The organism is Rhodococcus sp. MH15, assembly GCF_019266045.1.
Lineage (GTDB): Bacteria > Actinomycetota > Actinomycetes > Mycobacteriales > Mycobacteriaceae > Rhodococcus_F > Rhodococcus_F qingshengii.
In genome coordinates, this window is sequence record NZ_LPNP01000071.1 from 60,574 (window position 1) to 84,024 (window position 23,451).

Here is a 23,451-nt window from a genome sequence, read left to right on the forward strand (position 1 = left end):
TTCACGGCTCTATGTGTGGTTGGGCTCGACGACATCACCTGGGTCATGGGTGATCGCGGTGGTATTGGCGGTTGCCGTTACCGTCGCACTGGCTTGGCGGTTGCCGCCACACGACGGTCGTTTCGTACTCGTCGGACTGGCAGTCAGCGCGGTTTCGGTCAGCTCGATTTCCTTTCCATCCGACTGGACCTGGGCGATGCCCGCGGGAGCTGCTGCCCTGGCGTTGGGCGTCGTCGTCGGCTGGAGAAGACCGATGCCGCAACTCGGGCTGGGACTCCTTGCCGTGACTGCACTCTCGGGATTGCTGGATGCCGCCCCGACCACGGTTGCCTACGTCCTCATCCTCCCGCTTGCGCTGGGACTGGCCGTCACGTCATGCATGCCTGTTGCCGTCGAAGCAGTCTCGAGCGGGGCGATGCTGCCCGTCGCTTTCACGTTGTTCTCGGTTTCACCGACCTTCTTGGACCCGGGCTCGCGGGAATTCGGGTGGTCTACCGGTGTGCTCGTCGAACACGGACCGGCCGCCGTGAACACGCCGATTCCTCTGACTGTTCTCGCTGCGACGGCGACGATCGTGGTGTCCGTGTCGACCATCCATCTGAAGAGAGTTCGAACGGCGGTGGTGACCTAAATCGCCAGCTGATCGGGTCGGAACGCAGAATTCTGTTGCTATGGTTGGGTGGTCAACGACGACATCCGGACGAGCGCACCGTACCCGGCCAGCGAAAAGACGGTGCCTTGGGAGTTGTTCACCATGGCATGGATCGTGCTCGTCATTTCCGGACTTTTCGAAGCTGTCTGGGCTACCGCACTCGGTAAGTCCGACGGATTCAGCAAGATGTCGCCCACCATCGTCTTCGTCCTCGGCCTGATCGTCAGTATGGCCGGCCTCGCGTATGCAATGCGTACCCTTCCCATCGGGACTTCCTACGCGATCTGGGTCGGCATCGGCGCCGCCCTGACCGTGGGATATGCGATGATCACCGGCGCGGAGTCCACGTCGATCGTCAAGATACTGCTGATCCTGGGCATCGTCGGCTGTGTCGTCGGTCTGAAGGTCCTTCACTGACCGGCGATCCTGGTGAGTGTTTGTGTGTTACCGGTTACAGTTAACGCATGAAACTGCTGGAGATGCTCACGCTTCCCCTACGCGCGGGCATTGCAGCCGCAGAGATCAGTTTGGGAATCGCCGAGCTGACGGTCACGACAGTTCGTATCGCCGTCGGTAATACCGGCGCGGTGACGGCGGGTGCTGCCGGCTTGGCAAGCCCCCGCGGACCCATGCAGATGATCCAGCAGTTGTCATCACTCACCGCTGACGATCGGCCCATCGGGCAGGCCTTGGCCCCCGGTGGGCCACTCGATCGACTTCTCTCTCCCGGCGGTCCGGTCGACAAACTGACTGCACCCGACGGCACTCTCGAACGACTGCTCGCTCCCGGCGGACCACTCGAAAGACTTCTTGCCCCCGGCGGACCGCTGGATAGGGTGCTCGCCGAGAACGGCGCATTGGAACGCTTGCTCGCGCCGGACGGTCTCCTCGACCGAATGATGGCGGAGGACGGTCCGCTGGAACGCCTGACAGCGCAAGACGGTGCCGTCGAACGCCTGACTGCCAAGGACGGTGTCATCGATCGCGCACTGGCCGAGAACGGCATCCTCGAAACACTCCTGGCAGAGAACGGCGCCTTCGAACGGCTCATCGCCGAAGGCGGCCCGCTTGACCAGATCGTTGCACTGTCCGACACCTTGACTTCCCTCGCCCCCAACCTCGAGCGGATGAGCGCGAGCATCGAGGTCCTTCAGGAAACCGTCGGAATCCTCAGCGCTGCAGTCGGTCCACTCGGAGAACTTGCCGGCAAACTTCCCAATCGGTGGCTCAAGAGCAAGAGCGACCGCCCAGGGCCGGACCTTCCGATCGAATCGGCATAACAAACGGTTACTCGCCGATTACGCGGTCAGTTGTTGATCACGATGTTGAGGTTGATGATGATTCCGCCGAAAGTCAGGATCGTGTTGGCCAAGCCAACGGTCATTCCACTGTTCAGAGCCGCGATCAGTCCGTTCATCGTCGTATCCCCTTCACTGTCTACGGGTTACGCGTACAAGATTGTGCGCTGGCGCTGACAATAGGCCAAGTTCGTGACCTGCGCGCCATTGCGGAGAAAACTTGTACCCCGGTCGCAGTTTCCACGTTAACTGTTGCAGGACAACATAATTCCAAGATCGGCGCACTACCCGCTAACGGCCGAATCAAACATCACGATTGGGCATACGCAGTCCACTTCACATAACCGTCCGCCCCATCAGACACTTGTCCACCGAAACAGAGTGCACAACAGTTAGTCCGGTGCAACAATGAGACGAATCGGACATGCCTGCGACGTGATGGGGAAGGGTGGTTGAGACAATGACGGCGCCGCGCATCGCCAGAGGACACCGCGGCCCTACCGGGGGCCGAAATTCCGCGTCGCAGGACAGCCTGGACGCCGCCTCGGACGCCCTGCAATCGCTGTACGCGCACCTCGATCCACATGCCCAGGCCGAGCAATTTCTCGAACAAGTCTGCAGGCATGCCGTCGATCTCATCGCCGACGCCGACATGGCCGGAATTACCATCGGCGGTTCGGACACGACATTCCGAACCGTCGCCGCCACCCACCAACTTGTTCGCACCGTCGACTCGATCCAATTCCGACTGGACTACGGACCGAGTGTGACGTCGTCACGCACGGGAACCGTTGTCCGCGCACATGCCAGCGAAGCCCACAGCCGGTGGCCTCAATTCGCAAGCGCGGCAAAGGCAGTCGGCGCCGTCAGCTTCTTGTCCATGCCACTGCCTGGCCGGGAACGCCCGCTCGGAACCCTCAATCTCTACAGCCACGACCTCCGAGGTTTCACCGGCGCCGACGTGGCATTGCTCCAACTGTTCGCCGTAACCTCGGCCTACGCGCTGCACAGCTCGCAGCGCCTGGACATCGCCAGAAAGCACGCAATGGACCTCGAGCGAGCACTCGAATCGCGAGGCGTCATCGAACAGGCCAAGGGCATCATCATGGGCACCCACCACGTCGACGCCGACCGAGCCTTCCGCATTCTCATCCAGGACTCGCAGCGCAGCAACGTCAAACTGCGAGTGATCGCCCAGCAGTACATCGACGGCGCGATCGACCCGCGCCAGGCTACGAACAAGCCCGAGACCAACTGAACCGGGCGCCTATCGGCACCTCAGCAAATACAGAGGCACCCACCACATTGGTGAGTGCCTCCTCTTTCGGAGCCTCCTGTCGGGATTGAACCGACGACCTTTCGCTTACAAGGCGAGTGCTCTACCACTGAGCTAAGGAGGCGAAGACCGACGCGTTGCCGCGACTGACTTTGCGGAGCCATCATATCCAAGCCGTCACGGTGGCCGCGCGCGGGTCACGTTAGATAGCGTGGGCCCCATGCGCAACTCCCACTCCGCCCCCTGATGGCGAAATTCACCGAAGTACTCACACGCCTGACGGGAAACCGGCAAGCCACCGTCGACACGGTCACGTCGGCTCCCGCACCGCTTCAACCGATCGACCTGACAGACGACGCCGTCGTCGCAGAGGTCCTGGACCTCGCGGTTCGGGTGGGCGAAGTCCTCCTCGCATCCGGAACCGCGGCCATGGACACCGCTGAGCAGGTGCAGTTCATCGCCGCCACGTACGGCCTTGCCCAGTGTGACGTCGACGTCACTTACAACTCGATTGTGCTCTCCGCCTATCGCGGCCCGACGCGACCGCCGGCGAGCACGATGCGCATCGTCCACTACCGCTCGATGGACTTCACGCGGCTGGCGGCCGTCGACCGTCTGACACGTCGTATCCGCCGTGAGGCGATCACACCGGACCAAGCGCACGACGCGCTCACAGCCATCACGACGGCGCCGCACCCGTACAACCGATGGACCGCGACCATGGCCTGGGCTGCGATGGCGGCTTCGGTCTCCGTCCTGCTCGGCGGCGGGTTCCTCGTTGCCACAGTCGCGTTTCTGACGACGATGGTCATCGATCGAGTCAACCGCGTACTGAACCGGTTCGGATTACCGTTCTTCTTCCAGCAGGTTGTCGGTGGTCTCATCGCGGCTGCGCCCGCCGCCACGCTCTATACATTTCAGGACCAGCTGGGGATCAGTATCCGGCCGTCGTTGGTCATCGCGGCCGGAGTGGTCGTTCTACTGTCCGGGCTGTCGTTGGTGGGCTCGGTCCAGGACGCGATCATGGGTGCACCCATTACAGCTGTCGCGCGATTCTTCGAAGTGGTGATGATGACGGGCGGCATCATCGCGGGCGTCGCAATCTCGTTGAGAATGACCGGGATGTTGGGTTCGACGCTTCCACCGATCAATGTGGAAGTCTCCACCATCACGCAGTTGCCGATCCTCATGCTCTCCGGTGCGTGTGCGTCGGTGTTCTACGCGCTCGCCTGCTACGCCGAGCGGCGTGCACTCACCGCGGCGTTCCTGGGCGGTGCGGCAGGCAGTGGTGTGTCGATCTTCGTGCAGACACTCGACGTCGGTCCCGTGATCGCCGCCGCAATCGCCGCAACCGTGGTCGGTCTTGCCGGTGGCCTGATGGCTCGCCGCGCACTGACGCCTCCGCTGGTTGTCGCGGTCGCAGGCATCACTCCGCTGCTCCCCGGTCTGTCGCTGTACCGAGGCCTGTACGCGCTGCTCAACGACCAGGTACTGATCGGGTTGACTGCCTTGCTGTCGGCGTTCGGTATCGGCTGTGCCCTGGCCGCGGGCGTCACGCTCGGCGAATGGGGAGCGCGCACGCTGCGTCGTCCACGGATTCTGATGCGCGTGGACTCGCTACGTCGCCCGATGGTCCGCAAGCGCAGGCGTCGAGTTCCCGTCACCGAGAAGTAGGCGTCGTTCAAGCAGAAAGAGCTGGGCACCTGACGGTGCCCAGCTCTTTTCTGTTCACTCGGGGTCTCGGGGGTTCCGAGCGGTGAGAGAATCAGCTCTCGACTGCGTGCTTTCCACCGGCAGCCTGATCGGCTTCCATGGCCTCACGCAGGCTCTTCGGACGCATGTCGGTCCAGTTGGCCTCGACGTATTCGAGGCACGCCTTGCGGCTGTCTTCACCGAACACCACTCGCCAGCCGGCGGGGACCTCGGAAAACGTGGGCCACAGCGAGTGCTGGTCCTCGTCGTTCACCAGCACGTAGAAGCGGCCGTCTTCGTCATCGAAAGGGTTAGTGCTCATCTCGCCTCACTCGTTACGTACGTGTCTTGTGCGCCCAGACTAGCAAGCGCACCAGTTCGGTTCTGGTGGCTCAGCACCGACGCCAGAATCTCCCCCGCCCGCACTGCCACGTTCGACAGCAGCGACGACGTCAATCCGTGAGTCTGTTCTGTCCCACCCTGCAGATAGATACCGCCTGTCACGTCCTCCGTTACAGCCAGTCGATAATCCCGACTGACGTTACGCGGAACGGACGAATCCGGCACGAGTTCACCCAACAAATCGTCCAGAGGTGCCGGGGTGAAACCCGTGGCCAGAATGAGTGCGTCGCACGCCAGCGTGTCGGTCAAGCCGTCGAGATTGCTACGGACAGCCAGTTCGATGCCGGATTCGGTCTCCACGGCACTCGTGATCTCCGAGGCCCGACGCATGAACAGTCGCCGCGGCCCACGAACCATCTCCTGATACTCGGTGGCATACAGCTTGTTGATCAGTTCGATGTCGACGACCGAGTAATTGGTGCTGCGGTGCAAATCGAGCAGCCGGCGTCGTTCCGCGGCGTCTGCACCGTGCAGCTGATCGACGGCTTCGGGATCGAAGATGCGGTTCGCGTACGGGCTGTCGTCTGCCGGGCTGTAGCCGTAGCGGGCAAAAACACTGTGAACTTCGGCGTTCGGGTAGTTCGCGTGCAGGTAGTCGACGATCTCCGCGGCACTCTGGCCGGCGCCGAGAACGACGAACCGGTTGTGTACGGGCTCCGGCATTGCTTCGAGATGGAAGAGGAACTGGTGATTGTGGAAGCACCGCGACGAAGGCGTCGCCCACTCCGGGATCCGCTCTTTCAGTCCGGCTCCGACAACGATGTTGCGCGCGATCACCGTTTCACCGTCGGCGGTGCGAACCGCAAAGCGATCGACAACGCCGTCGGAGTTCTTGATGCCCTCGACCCCGTCGACGGTTGTACCGAACTGCACGTCCGCGTCGACTCGTCGAGCTGCCCAGCACAGGTAGTCGTTGAATTCGTGGCGCGTGGGGAAGAAGGTCTGGTGGTTGACGAAGTCGACCAGTCGACCCTGCTCGAACAGATACGAGAAGAAGCTGTATCCGCTCTGTGGATTCCGGAACGTCACCAGGTCCTTCGGAAACGCGATCTGCATGGTGGCACCGTCGAGCAGCATCCCGGGATGCCACGCGAACTGAGACTGCTTTTCGAAGAACCGCGCGTTCACCCGATCAACGGCCGCACAATTTGCATTGTGTTCTTCGACAGCAATGGCCAACGCGAGGTTGGCCGGACCGAACCCGACGCCGACGATGTCGACAATGGCAGGTTCGGCGCTGGAGTCTCTTGGTGATTCACTCATTACAGGTAGTCCATCCCCGACGGAACGACCTGGTACGGCCGCCAATCGATGTCCCGAAGTAAGTAGCAAAGGCTACCCTTAATGAGGTGAGGGTATCAACACTGTGAGCCCCCGTATAGCGGTCGACCCCACGGAGCGATGCGACGTATGTCATAGTTTTGCCCCCTCGCTCGCGTCATCCCCTTCGGCGGCGACTGCAGCCTCGATCACGTCGACCAATTGACCTGCCCATACGCGGACTGCACCCGCATCGACGCGGTCGGCACGGAACCCGAGAGTTGCAAAGACAGGCCCATCGCCCACCGGCTCGTAAAAACTCAACGTCACATCCGCATCGGGCACTCCCACCGGAATCGGTACGAGAGAACCGAAGTCGCCGAGCCCGTCCAAATCGGCCTGTTGATGATGGATCACCATCACCTGAGGCCTCATGGACGCCGGATTACCCAGCGCCTGCTCGACATACACATATGAGACGTCCTGATTGCTCAGCGCTTCCAGATTGTTTTCCCGGATGCGAGCCAGCAATTCTGCAAACGTCGGACTACCGGACGTATCCGTGCGCAGGAGAACAACATTGAAGAACGATCCGATCATCGGTTCGAGACGGGGATCCGACCTGCCCGCAACCAATGAACCGATGGGAAGATCAGTACCCGCGCCGGCCTTCGTGAGAACGCTGGCCAGTGCGGCCTGCAGGACCATGAACATGCTCGTGCCGGTGCGCGCAGCCAGCGCGTCGATTCCGGCGTGCAGACCCGCGTCGATGTCGACGGCGATCACGTCACCTCGAGGCTCCGAGTCACCTTCCGGCAACGGAAGATTCACACTGGTCGGTATTCCGTCGAGCGCATCCCGCCAATATGCAAGTTGCTTCGACGCACGGCTGTCGACGTCTCGGGGGTCTCCCAACAGCTCCTCCGACCACACGGTGTAATCGGCGTACATCAATGCAAGCTCGTCCCAAACCGGTTGATCTCCCTGCGACCGGGCTGCATAAGCAGAGACCAGATCTCCCAGCAGCGGCACTACGGACCACTCGTCGACGGCGATGTAGTGCATGACGAGAAGCAGTGTCCTAGAGCCGTCTTCACCGAGCACCAGATGAACCCGCAACGGTGATTGCTCACGCAGATCCATCGGAAGTTGAGCCAGTTCGAACACCACTCGACCCACATCGCCGGCGCCGACATCGACCACATCGACAGTCGGACGCACCGATTCTCTTGCCACGACGACGCCGTCGACCTCGACGAAGGTGGTCCGCAGGGGTTCGTGCCGCGAAGTCACATCGTCCAAGGCGTGCCCGAGAATCTCCGGATCGATCTTCGATTTCAGGGTCAGCGCCAGAGCGTGGCTTGCTTGCGGTTGCGCGCCGGACGCGCGGAACAACTCCCATTGACGACGTTGCGGCGCAGACAGACCCATCGTCTCGGGACGTTTCACCGCCGGCGCCAGGATCGGGCGCCCACCTTCCGAACGCGCGACGACGGCCGCCAACTCCGCAACACTCGGCGCGTCGAATACGTCTCGAATACTGACGTCCACGCCGAACGCTTCACGAATGCGACCGACCAGTTTCATCGAAGCCATCGAATGGCCGCCGAGTTCGAAGAAACTGTCGTGGACTCCGACACTCGGGAGTTGCAGGATTTCCGCGAATGCAGCCGCAACCGTGGACTCCACTGCCGTGCGAGGAGCAACATCACCCGCCAGCTCCGACCAGTCCGGAGTGGGCAACGACTTGCGGTCGAGCTTTCCGTTCGGCGTCAACGGCAGCGGACCGTCAAGGGCGACAACCATGGTCGGAACCATGTAGTCGGGCAACGACACTGCCGCGAGGTTCCGCACTGCCGTCGTGTCGACGACGACACCGGGTTCCGGTGACACGTAACCGACCAGGCGCGTGATTTCGCCCTGCCGATCCGCGACGACCGTTGCCTGCTTCACCGAAGGATGGGCACTGAGAGCTCCGATGATTTCGCCCAACTCGATTCGGAAACCGCGGATCTTGACCTGATCGTCGACGCGGCCGAGGAAGTCGATGTTCCCGTCAGTGCGCCACCGCGCGCGGTCCCCGGTGCGATACATGCGATCGCCCGCGGTGAAGGGATCGGCGATGAATCTCTGCGCCGTCAGATCGAATCGGCCCAGATAGCCTCTCGCCAGGCCGCGTCCCGCGATGTACAGCTCGCCGGATACTCCCGGCGGAACCGGACGGAGTTGATCGTCGAGCACGTACGCCTGTTCGTTGGGGTCAGGGATTCCGATGGGCACGGGACCGTTCCAACCGGGTTCCGCCTGCCACAGTGTGTTGTTCACCGTGGCTTCGGTGAGTCCGTACGCGGCAAGCAAATTCAGCCGCTCCGCCCATCGCCCGATCAGCTCCGGTGGCACCGTCTCGGTTCCGACCAACACGGTGCAGCCCTGCGGCACTTCACATCCTGCCGGCAGAGCGGCCAGCAACGAGGGAGGGATGATCGCGTGGGTGACACGATTGCTCGTCATGAAATCGGTCAGCGCCGGACCGGCAACTCGTGCATTCTGCGGCACGATCACCAGGGTGCTGCTCGTGCACAGTGCCATCGCCAGCTCGAATACCGCGACGTCGAAGCCGACCGAAGCGAACTGCATCACCACCGAACCCGGTACCAGCCGCATCCGAACCTCAGCTGTGGCAACAAGACTCGGAATACCGTCATGGGAGAGGACGGCTCCCTTCGGCTTGCCGGTCGATCCCGAGGTGTAGATGACATAGGCAGCGTGGCTGGCGCCAACTGGTGGCCGGGGAGTTGCGACGATCACTGCCTCGTCCAGTTCCGCACGGATCAGCGGATCGTCCAGGAGGATTCGCTCGACGCCGACCACATCCTCGATCCGCGAGCTTTCCTCCGCAGTGGACAGAAGTACCGAGGCGCGGGAATCGGTGAGCATGTATGTGATGCGCTCGCTCGGGTGACTCAAATCCAGGGGTAGATACGCGGCCCCCAGCTTGAGCACGGCGAGGACCGACGCGACCATTTCCACCGAGCGCGGGACGGCCAGCCCCACCACGTCTTCGACCGACACTCCGCGGCGATACAGCACGCCGGCGATCCGATCACACTGCTCGGAGAGTTCGCGGTACGTGGCCTGCCCCGCCTCGTCGCGCACCGCAATCGCCTCCGGCGTAGCAACGACTCCACGCGCGAAAGCGTCGTAGAACGTCTCTTCCGGCACGTCGACGGCGGTGTCGTTGAACGAGGTGACAACTTGCTCGAGTTCGCCTGGCAAGAAGATGTCGATGTCACCGATCTCGATGTCGGCCGATTCCACGACGGCCGCGATCACCGATTCCAATCGGTTCGAAATTCGCTGGGCCGTTTCGCGATCGAAGAGGTCGCTGCCGTACTCGAGCCGGACGTCGATGCAGCCTTCGTCGCCGAGGTACTCGGTGAAGTTGAACACCAGATCGAACTTGGCTGTGTACTCCTCGAGTTCGAACGAATCGCCGCCCGTCTCCTCCCGGCTGTGATAGCCGACCATGACCTGGAACAGCGGATTACGTGCCAAAGTACGCGACGGATTGAGGCGCTCCACCACCGTTTCGAAGGGAACGTCAGCGTTGGCGAAGGCCTCGAGATCTCCCTCGCGAACGCGATCCACCAACTCCCGGAACGTCGGATTACCTGACGTATCCGTGCGCAGCACAATCGTATTGACGAAGAAGCCGACCAGTTCGTCGAGTCCCTGCTCACTACGTCCGGCGACGGGAGCGCCGAGGGGAAGGTCCTCACCCGCTCCGAGCGCAGTCAGCAACGCCGCCGACGCCGCGTGCAGAACCATGAACATCGAACTCCGGCTCTCGCGCGCCAGATCTCGCAGTGCAGCAGTTGTCTCCACGCCCAACCGTGTCACCACTGCACCACCGGAGAAACTCGGTCTGGCCGGTCGACTCCGGTCGGCGGGAAGCAGCAGTTCTTCGGGGGCTCCGTCCAAACTCTTCGCCCAGAAGTCCAACTGCGTGCTCAGGATGCTCGACGGATCGTCGGCGCTGCCGAGTAATTCCCGTTGCCACAGGGTGTAGTCCGCGTACTGAACCGGTAGCGGTTCGAAAATTGGATCTTCGCCCTGGATCCGAGAGGAGTAGGCCGACATCAGATCGCGCAGGAATGGCCGATCGGACCATTCGTCCGTCGTGATGTGATGCAGGACGATCACGACCACTACGGCACCGTCCACCTCGGCACCGTCCACCCGGATCAGACGTGCGCGGATCGGAATCTCGTCAGACAGGTCGAACGGACGACCCACTGCCACGGCAATTTCACCGGCGACACCGGATTCGTCTCGATGAACTGTCTCGACCGGAATCGTCGCCGATTCGAGAATTATCTGCTCCGGCGATCCGTCCACCAACCGGAACACCGTACGCAGGGATTCGTGTCGTTCCACGACGTCGCCGAGCGCCGCGGCGAAGACGTCCGCGTCCAGTGCGCCGTCCAAACGGAGCACGATCGGGAAATTGTAGGCCGCGGAGTTCTCCTCCATCTGTCCGATCAGCCACAATCGCTGTTGAGCGGCAGAAAGAGGAAGGTGGTCCGGCCGCGGCTTCGCTACCAGCACCGGTCGCGTCGATCCCTGCTCGGCCACAATACGTTCCGCAAGTTCCGCCACCGTCGGCGCTTCGAAGAGATCACGCATGGTCAGACTGTTCGGAATGGCGATCCGAGCTCGACTGATCAGCTTGGTGGCCAGAAGCGAGTGCCCACCGAGGTCGAAGAAGTTGTCGTCGACCCCGATATCGCCCACATCGAGTACGTCGGAGAAGAGGTCGCAGAGGACCTCTTCCGTGTGGTTACGCGGTGCGATCGACTCCCCACTCCGCTCCCCCAGCACCGAATCAGCGGTTGGCAGTGCCTTGACGTCGAGCTTGCCGTTGACGGTCATCGGTAGTGTCTCCACCTCGATCACCACGGCCGGAACCATGTAGTCGGGTAGGAGAACTCGCGCCTGCGCGCGGTAGTCGTGCCCGGCGCCGAGTCGCACGGGTGTCACGTAGCCGACGAGCCTCTTGACTCCACCTGCCCCGACGTCGACCACCACTGCCGCTTGCCGCACATGTTCGTCGGATTCGAGAACGGAGACGATTTCGCTCGGCTCGATGCGGTGACCTCTGATCTTCACCTGATCGTCGGTGCGGCCGAGGAAGTCCAGGTTGCCGTCACCGCGTCGCCGCACGAGATCCCCGGTGCGGTACATACGTCCACCGGTCCCAGCCGGATCTGCGACGAAGCGCTCGGACGTGAGCGCGAAGCGTCCGAGGTAGCCGCGAGCCAAACCGGCTCCGGCAATGTACAGTTCGCCGGCAACTCCATCGGGGACCGGACGCAGCCAGCCGTCGAGAATATGCGCGGCGGTGTTCCAGATCGGTTTGCCGACGGTCGGGGTGTCACTGTCGAACGTTCCGCCACCGAGCGTGTTGATCGTGTATTCCGTCGGACCGTAGAGGTTGTACCCCACGGTTCCCTCGGTGTCGCGCAGCCTGTTCCACACCGAATCCGGAACGGCTTCACCGCCGAGCAGGACCAACGGCGGGCGGTGGTGTCCCACACCGTCGTCGAGAAGCCCGCTGTCGATCAGGTGCGTCGCGTAGGTCGGTGTCACGTTGACGACGTCGATGTCCAGTGCGTCGCAGTATGCAACGAGTGCCTCGGCATCACGACGCAGATCCTCGTCGCAAATGTGCACCTCGTGGCCTTCCACGAGCCACAGAAGTTCCTCCCACGACATGTCGAAGGCGAAGGACACGGTGTGCGCGATCCGCAGGCGCCGGCCCGCCGCGGCGATCACGGGTTCGAAAATCGCCTCGCGGTGGTTGAACTGCATGTTCGTCAAGCCGCGGTAACCGGTGACCACGCCCTTGGGCTTGCCGGTCGAACCGGAGGTGTAGATGACGTACGCGGGGTGGTCGAGTCGATGCGGTGCCCCCGGAGCGAATGCTCCGAGTTCCGACGCGGAGAGTGCCCGCGCCGAGATCGTCAGTCTCCTTGCTGCTGTATCGGGTTCGTCGATCACGATAGTGCGGACGTCCGCACCTTCGAACCTCGGTGAGGCCGAAACGGTTGTCAGCAACACGACAGGATCCGCGTCGTCGATCATCACGGCCAACCGTTCGGCCGGATGGTCGAGTTCGAGGGGTAGGTAGGCAGCACCCGTGCGCAATACCGCGAAGAGCGCGACGACCATGTCCACCGAACGTGGTAGGCCAAGAGCGACAATCTTTTCCGGGCCGGCGCCGCAATTGATCAGCAACCGCGCCATCCGGTTGATCTCGCCGTCGAGATCGGCGTAGGTCATCCGGCGCTTCCCGAACACGAGTGCCGTGTCGTTCGGTTGCGCCGACGCGACTTCTTCGAACAGGTCGGCAATGGTGCGCTCCGGCAACTCCCGGATCTGCGTCTGCTGCGCTACTGCGGGAACCGGAGACGCAACAACCGATCCCGTCATGTCCTGCGACCAACTCTGCAGCAGGTCGACGAAGTGACCCAGTAGGTCCTCGGCCCGGCGCGCGGTCACCAGATTCGGATGGAACTCGAACTTGACGTTGACGGTGGCACCCGGTGTGACCACGACGGTCAGCGGATAGTGCGTGTGATCGATACTGTCGCTTCCACTCACGTCGTGAACGGCGTTGAGCGCGTGGACTTGCCTCTCGTCCACGAAGTTCTGCAAGACCATCAGCACGTCGAAGAGTTGACGATGCTCGGAAACACGCTGGATCGATGCCAAACCGAGGTAGTCGAAGGGCATCAGCGAAAGTCGATCCGCCTGTGTCCGACGAAGAAGTTCCTCGACGCTCTCGTTCGGATCCAGTTGCAGCCGAACGGGAACGGTGTTGAGGAACATGCCCACCACGGTGTCGATTCCCGGTACCTCCGGCGGCCTTCCGGCAACCGTGGAGCCGAAGACGACGTCCTGTCGACCGGTGGCTGACGCCAGCACGAGGGCCAGCGCTGCATTCAGTACCGTGTTGAACGTGACGCCGGACGCGGCAGCGCGCTCACGCAACGCACGCGAAAGCGTTTCCGACAGAACCGCATCGCGGCGATCCGGAAGCTGAACTTCGACGCCGGGCATCGGCTCGGCAACAAGCGTCGGCTCGTCGAGTCCTGCGAGCGCTCCGCGCCACCCCTCGTCGGCGGCTGCACCGTCGCGATCGGCCAACCAGGCGAGGTATGTCTCGAACGACCCCTCGGGTTCGCCGAATGCGCTGTCGTCGCCGCCGGTATCGTAAAGCGCCAGAAGCTGACTGACGACAAGGCCGTTGGACCAGCCGTCCCACAGCAGGAACTGCCTGTTGATCACCAGACGATCCTGGCCGCCGGGCAGATGCAGCACACTCATACGCCACAGCGGCGGCGCGGTCAGGTCGAATGGCGTCACTCGGTCTTGGGCGGCGACGGCCTCGGCACGCTCACGAGCAACCGAGTCGTCGAGTTCACGGAGATCGTGGACGACGACCGGAACATCGAGTCCAGCGCTGAAGAACTGCACCGGCTCGTTCAGCCCTTCGCTCACGAAACCCGCTCGCAACGTGGGATTTCGTCGTTGAAGTGTCCGGGCGGCCGCAGCCAACCTGTCGACATCGAGGGTGTGCCCGAAGTCCATCGAGAACTGTGCCGTGTAGATGTCCCCACCACTGCTGCTGTCGCTGCTGCCCGCGTAGCCGGCTTGGAAGTACAGGCCTTCCTGCAACGGTGAGAGTGGGAGGATGCTGCTGACACCTGCCGGACTCGCATCGGCTATCGCGTCGATCTCGGTCTGACTCAGGTCGAGCAACGTCACATCGGACGGGGTCAGAATGGGAGGCCCGGCGTGACGCGCGGCCGCAGCCGCCAGATCGCCGAGGGCCGAAACCCAGCCGTCGGAGAGTGACTGCGCGTCCTCCTCGGACAAATCTTCACTTGCCCAGGCAAACTCGGCGCGGAGCCCCGAATCCACGCTGACGACATTCACGATCAGTCGGTACGGGCCTCCCATGTCTGCGTCGGGATCGGTGGACAAGGCTTCGGATTCCGCTGCCAAGGACCATGCTGTCGATCCAGCTGTCGTCGTACGTCCGAGATAGTTGAACAGGATCTGAGATTCGGAGCGCCCCGCCAATGTCGATGCCGTGCGGGCATTCACGTATCGCAGCATCCCGTAGCCGATACCGCCGTCCGGAGCCGCCCGCAGGCTCTCCTTCACCTCGCGTAGCGTGTCCACCGGGTCGATTCCGCCGTGCAGTCGCATCGGGGCAATCGTGGTGAACCAGCCGACTGTTCGCGACAGATCGATGCCCGCCACCAACTCCTCCCGGCCGTGCCGTTCGAGATCGACCAGCAATTCGTGCTCACTGCGGCCGGTGGAGCGGCGCCAGCGATCGACGGACATCGTCAGCGCTGCCAACAGAACATCCGTTCCCTCGGCACCCACCATTGCCGCAACCGATCCAAGTGCTGCCTCGGAGATTGCTCCGTCCACCGTGACCGTGCGCCTCGAGCCTCCGGATACGACGGCATCGCCCGCGGCGTCGGGGATCAACTGCGCGCCCGGAGCGGTCACGGTCAGCCAGTGATCGAGTTCGGCGAATCGATGAGCACTGTATGCGTGTTCGGCCACCGTACGGGAGAAGGTACGCAGCGAAGTTCCGACGGCATCCAGTGCGGCGGGCTCTCCGGCTTCGACTGCCACCCAGGCCATCGCGAGATCCTCGAGCAGGGTTCCCCAGGAAACCCCGTCCACGACCAGGTGGTGCGCGACTATCGCGAGTCGGCCCAGACTCTCAGCGCCGCAATCGAACCAGACCACCGAGACCATCCGCCCTGCAGACGGATCCAATCGACTGGTCGCAGTTTCAGAGTGCTCAGTGACGAGTCTTCGCAACTCGGAGTCATCCAGTCCCCGAGCATCAACGCGTTCGACCAGGTTCGCTGCCCGGACACTACCGGGTTCCTCGATCCGCGCCGACCACATCCCGCGGTCATGTCGGATCAAGGTTTGGCGAAGTCCGTCGTGGTGATCGAGCACGGCCTGCAATGCGCCGGTGATCGAACCGAGAGATGTTGCCGGAGAGTGGATCAGAACTGCCTGGTTGAAGCGGTCGGTACCACCCGTCCATTCGGACAAGCGGTGAACCACCGGCAGCGGAACCAGCTCACCCACGCCGATGTCGGCCGTGACGGTGGCATCCGAGGTGGCGACATCACCCACCGCTGCAGCGATCGCAGCGGGAGTGCGCAATTCGAAGATCTGACGCGGGGTCAGCACTACCGAATCACGACGAGCCAGGTTGACCAGTCGGATCGCCAGGATACTGTCGCCGCCGAGAGTGAAGAAATCGTCGCGCACCCCGACACGGGGCAGTCCGAGAACCGTCGCGAAATGCCCGGCGAGGAGGTCTGCAACGCCCGAGGAAACCACTCCCGTCAAGTCGCCCACCTGTGCCGCAAAATCCGGTGCAGGTAGTGCTTTTCGGTCGAGCTTGCCACTCGGGCTCAGCGGCAGCGACTCGAGCCGCACGAAGGCACTTGGCACCATGAACTCCGGTAGCACTGACAACAACTGAGCTCGAACCGCAACATCATCAGCATCTCCGACCAGGTAGGCGACCACCTGTGCGCGGTTGCTCGGACCGTCGGTTCGGACGATCACGGCACTTGCCGTGACTCCGGGGCACAGCGCCAATTGCGCTTCGATTTCGCCGAGTTCGATTCGGAATCCACGAACCTTCACCTGCTCGTCGGCACGGCCGAGGTACTCGAGAACGCCGTCGGCATTCCACCGCACGATGTCACCGGTCCGGTACATCCGCGAGCCGCCGTCGCTGTACGGATTCGCCACGAATCGTTCGGAGGTCAATCCCCCACGTCCGTGGTAACCACGTGCCAGTTGTGGCCCTGCCAGATAGAGCTCACCGGTGGCACCGGCCGGGACGTTCTGCAGGTAGGGATCGAGAACCAACAGGCCGGTGTTGGCGGCAGGTGCGCCGATCGGGACGCTGACGGCGTCTGCCGGAGTTTCCTGCACCGACGGCTGCCAACTGACGTCGACGGCGGCCTCGGTGGGGCCGTAGAGGTTGTCCACCAGAGTATTCGGCAGGATCTCGGAGACCTTGCGCGCAACGTGAACGGGCAGTGCCTCGCCGCTGCAGTTGACGATCTCGAGCGAAGAGCACAGTGCTGCTTTCGGCTCCGCGAGAAACACGTCGAGCATCGACGGAACAAAATGCACTCGGGTCACGGAATGTTCGACGATGACGTCGGCCAGATAGCCAGGGTCCTTGTGCCCGTCCGGCTCGGCCATCACGAGAGTTGCCCCCACCAGGAACGGCCAGAAGAATTCGGGAACGGAGACGTCGAAGCTCGACGGGGTCTTCTGCAGCATCCGGTCGGAGACGTCCATCGGACGTATCTGCTGTGCCCAGAGCAATCGGTTGACCACACCCTCGTGGTTGACCACGACGCCTTTGGGGCGACCGGTCGAACCCGAAGTGTAGATCATGTACGCGGCATCCGCGGGCGATCCTGGGACACTCAGCGGATCGGCGGGGAACTGCGCCGACTCCGATACCGTCACCCGCGGAACCGAACCCGAATCGAGTGAAGAATCTTCCGACACCACGACGCACACAGGATCGGCGTCACCCAGCATGTACGTCAGCCGCTCCGCCGGGTAGCCGGTGTCGAGGGGAACGTATGCTCCCCCGGCCTTTCCGATGCCGAGTATCGCGACCATCAGATCAGGAGAGCGAGGCAAGGCAACCGCTACCAACGATTCGCGTCCGACGCCACGTTCGCGCAGCAGATGCGCAAAACGATCAGCGCGAGAGTGAAGTTCGGCGTAGGTCAACGACTCTTCACGGAAGATCACTGCGGTGGCTTCGGGCGTACGCCCGGCTTGATCCTTCAGCAGCTCGGTCAGCGTTGCGCGCGGCCGATCCAAGGCCGTGCCGACGCTCCCCTGCTGTGCGGGTGCCAGCGCGATCCGGCCGATGACCTGATCGAGATCGCGCGAGAGCTCGGTGAGTACGACTGCGAGAGTTTCGGCCAGCGACGCAGCGGCGTCGCCGTCCACCTGAGCAGCGTCGTACTTGAGCTCCAACGCCAATCGATCGCCGGGGACGACGATCAGGGTCAACGGGTAGGCCGGTCGCTCGTCGAATCGAATTCCCGTCAGTCGCACCGAGTTCGTCGGATCAGCGATTGCCGTGTCACCGAGTGGATAGTTCTCGAACACGACGAGTGATTCGAAGTCCTGCTCCAGTCCGCCGGTCCGTCGCAGTTCGGGTAACCCCAGGTACTGATGGTCGAGTAGTTCCGATTGTTCCCTCTGCCAACGGGAAAGCGCTTGCGCGGCTGTCTCTGCCGGATCGAACCGCAACCGAGCCGGCACAGTGTTGATGAACAAGCCCACCATGGACTCGATCCCGGGCAGGTCTCCACCGCGTCCCGATACGGTCGATCCGAACAGCACGTCTGTTCGGCCGGTCATTCGGCCGAGCACCAGCCCCCAGGCGCCGTGCACGAGCGTGCTCAGCGTCAGGCCATGGGAGCGTCCGTTGATCGCCAGTGCGCGAGTATCACTGTCGGACAGCTCGACTCGGGTGGCACAGACCCCGCTGCTGCCCGCGCTCGGCGCGGGAAGTTCGACCGCGGGCCCGGGAGAGTTCAGCGCTTCTCTCCACACCGCTGCCGAGGCCTCGTGATCGTGGCCGGCCAACCATTCGAGATAGCTGCGGTACGGCGCCGGAGTCGGGAGCACCACGCCGGAGTCGCCAACGCTGTACGACGCCATCAGCTCCCGCAGCATCACCGGAACCGACCATCCGTCTGCGACCGCATGGTGAATCGACTGCAGCAGAAGGTACTTCTCCGAAGAGGCACGGACAAGCGTGTAACGGACGAGCGGCGGTTGCGCCAGGCCGAACCCGCGCGCGCGGTCGGCGGAAAGCAGTTCATCGACATCGGCGCCGGCCACCTCGACTACCGCCATCTCCACGACAGCGCTCGGGTGCACCACCTGCACGACCCGGCCGTCACCCAGGACCGAGAATCCGGTGCGCAGCGCCTCATGCCGATCGACGACGGATTGCAGCGCGCGGCGCAACGCCGCACTGTCCACGGCTCCGGTCAGTTCCACAACCTGTTGCACGACATACTGATCGGCCCCCGGATCGGCAAACGCCGAATGGAAGTAGATCCCTTCCTGCAGCGGAGTGAGTGGGAGAATCTCTTCAGCCTTCGGTAACCCGTCCACGTCTGCCTGAGCGAGCGCCACCAGAGGGTAGTCCGAGGGTGTGGCTCCGCCGAAGGCTGCGAGCCCGGACACGGCCTCGAGCGAGTCCAGCCACAACCGCGCAAACCTGTCGATGTCGCTACGCAGGAAGATGTTCGACGCCCAGGTCAGGGTGGCTCGCAGTCGTGGTCCACCGGCGGCGTCCTCGGCTACGACGTCGACAGACAACGCGTGTCCCAGCGGCATGGACGGATCGGCAGCACCGTCCATCGACACCGGGAACCAGTCCCCCTCCGCTGCGGCAGTACGTCCCAGGTAGTTGAGCACCACCTCCGGCGCTGCGACGCTACCCAACTGATCCGAGCTGCCCAGGTATCGCAATGCTCCGTACCCGAAGCCGGCGTTGGGGACGCGTCGAAGTTGCTCCTTGACGCTCTTGAGAACCCCCGCCAACTCGCCGCTCGCGTCGAGATCCGGAGCGGCTGTACCGATCTCGAGCGCCACCGGGAACACTGTGGTGAACCATCCGACGGTACGAGTCAGGTCGACGTGCGCAGCGCCGTCACCGCGAACGATGTCCTCGTCGCGTCCGTGCCCCTCCAGGTCGATCGTCACCGATCCGGCACCGCTCCAACGGGTCAGCGCCACGGCAAGTGCGGTGACCAGCACTTCGCTCACATCGGCTCCGAACGCCCGTGGGACACTGCCCAACAGCTGATCTGCAAGTTCTGGAGGTAGGGTGATCGACCGCGCTGCAGCGGTGCGCGCGAGGTCAACTGCCGGGTCGAGTGCCCGACGGCCGAGAGATGCCCGTTGTGCGGACGTCACCGAGTCCCAGAACTCGATTTCCGAGTCCAGTCGCCCGGCTCCGACCGCATCCGAGACGAGTTCGGCGTACCTTCGCACCGACGTGCCGACCGGAGCGAGTGCGGGTTCGTCGCCATTCATCGCTGCGATGCCGGCGCGCGCGAGGTCCTCGAGGATGATGCGCCACGAGACGCCGTCGACCACCGCGTGGTGGATGACAAGCAACAGCCGTCCGGGACCGGTCACAGGGCGGAACAGAACAGCGCTGACCATCGTGCCGTCGGCCGGATTCAGACGGCCGACAGCTCGCTCGGTCTCGGCGACGATCAACGGTCCGCATTCTTCGAGCGGTGCCGGTAGTGCACGGGTCTCGAAGACCACAGCCACTTCGTTAGTCTCCGGGACGAGCAGTCTTCCTTCGGGCGTCAACGTCGCACGAAGTGCATCGTGGCGCGCCACCAGGGCGTCGAGCGCCGCCTGGACATGCTCGGACGTCAAGGCTGACGGGGTCTGAATCAGCGCACGCTGGTGGAAGGTTCGTACTGCGTCCGACACTCCGAGAACCCTGGCGGCAATCGGCGTCGTGGCTACGTGGCCGATCGGTTGGTCCGCGTGGTCGACGATCTCAGCCACTCGGGAGGACTGGGCACGCGCCATAGCCTCGGCGGTGCGCAGTTGGAACACCTCGCGAGGACTGATCGACAAACCGGCAGCACGAGCCGCGGTCACGAGTGCGATCGCGACGATGCTGTCGCCGCCCAGTGCAAAGAAGTCGTCGGTAACGCCGACCGAATCGAGGCCGACTGCCGACGCGATCAACGTGCAGAACTGTTGTTCGACTTCGTTTCTCGCAGCGACATGTGCACTCAGTTCGGCGAGATCGGGCTCGGGTAGCGCGCGACGGTCGAGTTTGCCGTTTGCCGTGAGCGGAAACTTGTCGAGGACGGTGACGGTGGTCGGGACCATGTAGTCGGGCAGCTTGCTCGCAGCCCACTCGCGAAGCTCACGTGAGTCGATCGCGAGGTTCGTCCCCGACGCTGCGCTCACGTAGGCGGCGAGATACTTTGCACCTGTTGGTGCTTGGCGCACCAGAACTGCCACGTGACGCACTGCGGGGTGCGAAATCACGGCGGCTTCGACATCCTCGAGTTCCAGGCGCATGCCACGGATCTTCACCTGATTGTCCGTGCGTCCGAGGAAGTCGAGGGTGCCGTCCGGGGCCCATCGGGCCAAGTCACCGGTGCGGTACATCCGGGATCCGGCCAGATCACCTGAGACGAAGGGATCCGCGACAAAGCGAGATGCGGTCAGCGCCGACGCGCCGACGTATCCGCGTCCCAGCAGGAAGCCCGCGGCGTAGAGTTCGCCGCCGGTGCCGATCGGAACCGGCTGCAGGTCGCCGTCCAACACGTACAGGCGAGTGTTGGGGTTCGGCCGCCCGATGGAGGTCGCGATTCGTTCCGCGTCCTCTCGGTAGATCACATGGGAGACACCGATGGTCGCTTCGGCCGGGCCGTAGCCGTGATACAGCGTCGTGGACAGTTGGGCACGGAACCGGTCGAAGAGTTCAGGCGTGAGAACCTCACCGCCGCACCACACGTGCTTCAACGAATCGAGCTGATCGGTCTCGTTCGCCAGGTCCAGCAGTATGTCGAGCATGGACGAGACCAGGTAGACGAAGGTGACCGATTCTCCGGCGATCAGGTCGAGCAGGTATTGCGGGTCGCGTTCCCCCTCGGGCTTCGCGATCACCAATCGACCGCCGGAGACGAGCGGGAGCAGGATCTCGTTGATCGAGATATCGAACGAGAGTGGGGCTTTGAACAAGGAGGCATCGCCGGACCCGAACCCGAGAATCCGCTCCCGTTGCCACAGCAACCTTGCGCAGATTGCCTCGTGGCGGATCATGGCGCCCTTCGGACGTCCGGTCGAACCGGACGTGAAGATGACGTATGCGAGTTGGGCACCGTGAATACGAATGTCGGAGGTCATTGTCTCGGACAGGTCCGAGGGCCCGTCCTCGTACGCCCACGCGGAGAGATCGACCGGAACGGAGTCGTCTACACCGTCCGAGGTGAGCACCAGTGTGGCACCGGCATCGGTGAGTACCGATTCGCGGCGCTCTGCGGGCCATGACGGATCCAGCGGAACGAAGGCACCGCCGACGCACATGACGGCCAACAACCCCACCACCATCTCGGCGGATCTCGGAAGGCCGATCGCCACAACGGTTTCGGTCGCGACACCGCGAGAGATCAAGTGCGCGGCGAGCTGTGATACCCGACTTTCGAGTTCGCCGTAGGTCAGCCGGATATCGCCGTCGACCACGGCGACGGCGCCCCGATCGGCAGAGAAGCTGCTGCGCAACAAATCCGGCACCGTCGTCACGGGCTGCGGCTCTGCGGTGTCGTTCCACCCGTGGAGCACGAGTTCTCTCTCCGCGAGCGACATGGGGTCGAGTGCCGAGATCGGAAGCTGCGGCTCGGCTACGAATCGATCGAGGAACTGTTCGATTCTGGCGGTGTGATCGGCCAACTCCCTGTCGAATCCGGCCGGGGCGCGGACGTCGATCTCGATCGGTTCCCCGTCCTGACCACCGCGCACACTCAGATCCAGGTCACTGACTCGACCGGTTACCGAATTACGCACGCGCACCGGGCATCCGCCGAAGGTGAGTGTGTGTTCGAACATCATCGAGTTGATGCCGGGGCCGAAGACCTGACGGTCGGGATCGATCGCCCGAATGTCGCGAGCGAGATCCTCACCTCGGTACCGCCCGTGCTTGAGAATCGAGACCAGGGCGGTGTCGAGACGAGTTGCCAACTGGCCGATGGTTTCCGAGCGTTCTACCCGAATACTCAGCGGCAAAATCGTCGACGCCATCGAAGGAGTGCGACGCATGTCGCGCCCCACCCGAGCGGCCATCGGTACCGAGACGACAACGTCGTGCTTTCCGGTGGTTCGTGCGATGTACGCGATCAGCGCGGCCATGGGCAGGCGAGTTCGTCGAATCCCGGCGTCGGCCGCATAGCGGTAGAGCTGTGCCGGGCGATCAGCGTCGAGCGTGAGTATCGCTGAGATCGGCGGCAGCGAATCATCCACCTGCCCATGCAGAATCCGCGTCGCTTCCGGTCCCGATTCAACGCGTTCGACCCAGTACTGACGGTCGGTCTGGAATCGCGGAGAGTTCCGGTAATCCAGATCGGCTGCAACCACGGCGTCGAGTGACCACCGCGGCGCGGCAGTCCCGAGATTCGGATCGTCGTATCGCTCGGCGACGTCGGCGACGATGAGCGAGATGCCGTACCCGTCGATCACGCTGTGGTGATAGCGCTGATACCAGATGACTCGGTCGTCAGCGGTCAGCAGAAGCACCTGGCGGAACAGCAGATCGTCCGGACCGAAGACCCGAGCCATGTCGGTGTCCATCCACGACTGCGCAGTCGAATCGGGATCCGCCTCGGCCCGAAGGTCGAGAATTTCCACGTCCCAGCGCGCATCCGGAATCGGCACCTGGATCAGCTGGTTGTCGGCATCGACCTCGAAGTGCACGAACAGCGCTTCGACGCGTCCGACGCTGGCCTCGATCGCCGCTGCCGCGCGCTCGACGTCGATCGTGCCGTCGACCTCGACGACAAGTCCGATGTTGTAGACCGGACTGCTCGGATCGACGTTCTGAGCAACCCACACCTCACGCTGAGCGGCCGTCGCCGGGAGCGCTGCGTCCAGATCGGCACCGCCCGATACCGCCGGGTGAGCTACCTGAGAGTGGTCAGACATCAAGAATCCGATCATCGTCGTTC

General features: G+C 63.2%; 8 protein-coding genes, 1 tRNA gene and 1 riboswitch. Of the genes, 5 read left to right on the forward strand and 4 right to left on the reverse strand.

The features are described from left to right. Positions 1-49: 49 nt before the first annotated feature. The 4 genes from ATN37_RS32615 (at position 50) to ATN37_RS19385 (ending at position 3,208) form a co-directional block, all read left to right on the forward strand. Positions 50-631 carry a hypothetical protein gene (locus ATN37_RS32615; RefSeq protein WP_256933400.1) on the forward strand — a complete coding sequence of 194 codons (582 nt, stop codon included), beginning with the start codon at positions 50-52 and terminating at the stop codon, positions 629-631. Between the two features lie 43 nt (positions 632-674). Beyond that, positions 675-740, forward strand: a riboswitch (guanidine-III (ykkC-III) riboswitch). A gap of 14 nt (positions 741-754) precedes the next feature. After that, positions 755-1,069 (forward strand): multidrug efflux SMR transporter, encoded by a 315-nt coding sequence (locus tag ATN37_RS19375; protein WP_007734365.1) that lies wholly within the window; start codon positions 755-757, stop codon positions 1,067-1,069. A gap of 47 nt (positions 1,070-1,116) precedes the next feature. Beyond that, positions 1,117-1,932: a hypothetical protein gene (locus tag ATN37_RS19380; protein ID WP_003945831.1), complete on the forward strand. Its 816-nt coding sequence runs from the start codon at positions 1,117-1,119 to the stop codon at positions 1,930-1,932. A gap of 478 nt (positions 1,933-2,410) precedes the next feature. Next, positions 2,411-3,208: a GAF and ANTAR domain-containing protein gene (locus ATN37_RS19385; RefSeq protein ID WP_003945473.1), complete on the forward strand. Its 798-nt coding sequence runs from the start codon at positions 2,411-2,413 to the stop codon at positions 3,206-3,208. 70 nt (positions 3,209-3,278) lie between these two features. Here ATN37_RS19385 and ATN37_RS19390 read toward each other — a convergent pair. Continuing rightward, positions 3,279-3,350, reverse strand: a tRNA-Thr gene (locus ATN37_RS19390). A 122-nt stretch (positions 3,351-3,472) separates the two neighbouring features. On the opposite strand from ATN37_RS19390, the gene ATN37_RS19395 reads away from it, so the two are divergent. Then, on the forward strand, positions 3,473-4,900 hold the full coding sequence (locus ATN37_RS19395; RefSeq protein ID WP_007734361.1) for a threonine/serine exporter ThrE family protein: 1,428 nt from the start codon (positions 3,473-3,475) through the stop codon (positions 4,898-4,900). A 91-nt stretch (positions 4,901-4,991) separates the two neighbouring features. On the opposite strand, the gene ATN37_RS19400 is transcribed toward ATN37_RS19395, so the two are convergent. The 3 genes from ATN37_RS19400 to ATN37_RS19410 all read right to left on the reverse strand — a co-directional run bounded on the left by ATN37_RS19400 (position 4,992) and on the right by ATN37_RS19410 (position 23,443). Beyond that, complete coding sequence (locus ATN37_RS19400) at positions 4,992-5,240, reverse strand: MbtH family protein (protein WP_003945538.1); 249 nt, start codon at positions 5,238-5,240, stop codon at positions 4,992-4,994. After that, positions 5,237-6,583: a lysine N(6)-hydroxylase/L-ornithine N(5)-oxygenase family protein gene (locus tag ATN37_RS19405; RefSeq protein ID WP_007734359.1), complete on the reverse strand. Its 1,347-nt coding sequence runs from the start codon at positions 6,581-6,583 to the stop codon at positions 5,237-5,239. Before ATN37_RS19405 ends, ATN37_RS19400 begins: the two co-directional genes overlap by 4 nt. 150 nt (positions 6,584-6,733) lie before the next feature. Beyond that, the gene (locus tag ATN37_RS19410) at positions 6,734-23,443 is read right to left on the reverse strand and encodes a non-ribosomal peptide synthetase (protein WP_218695521.1); all 16,710 of its coding nucleotides are present in this window, start codon (positions 23,441-23,443) and stop codon (positions 6,734-6,736) included. Positions 23,444-23,451: the final 8 nt, after the last annotated feature.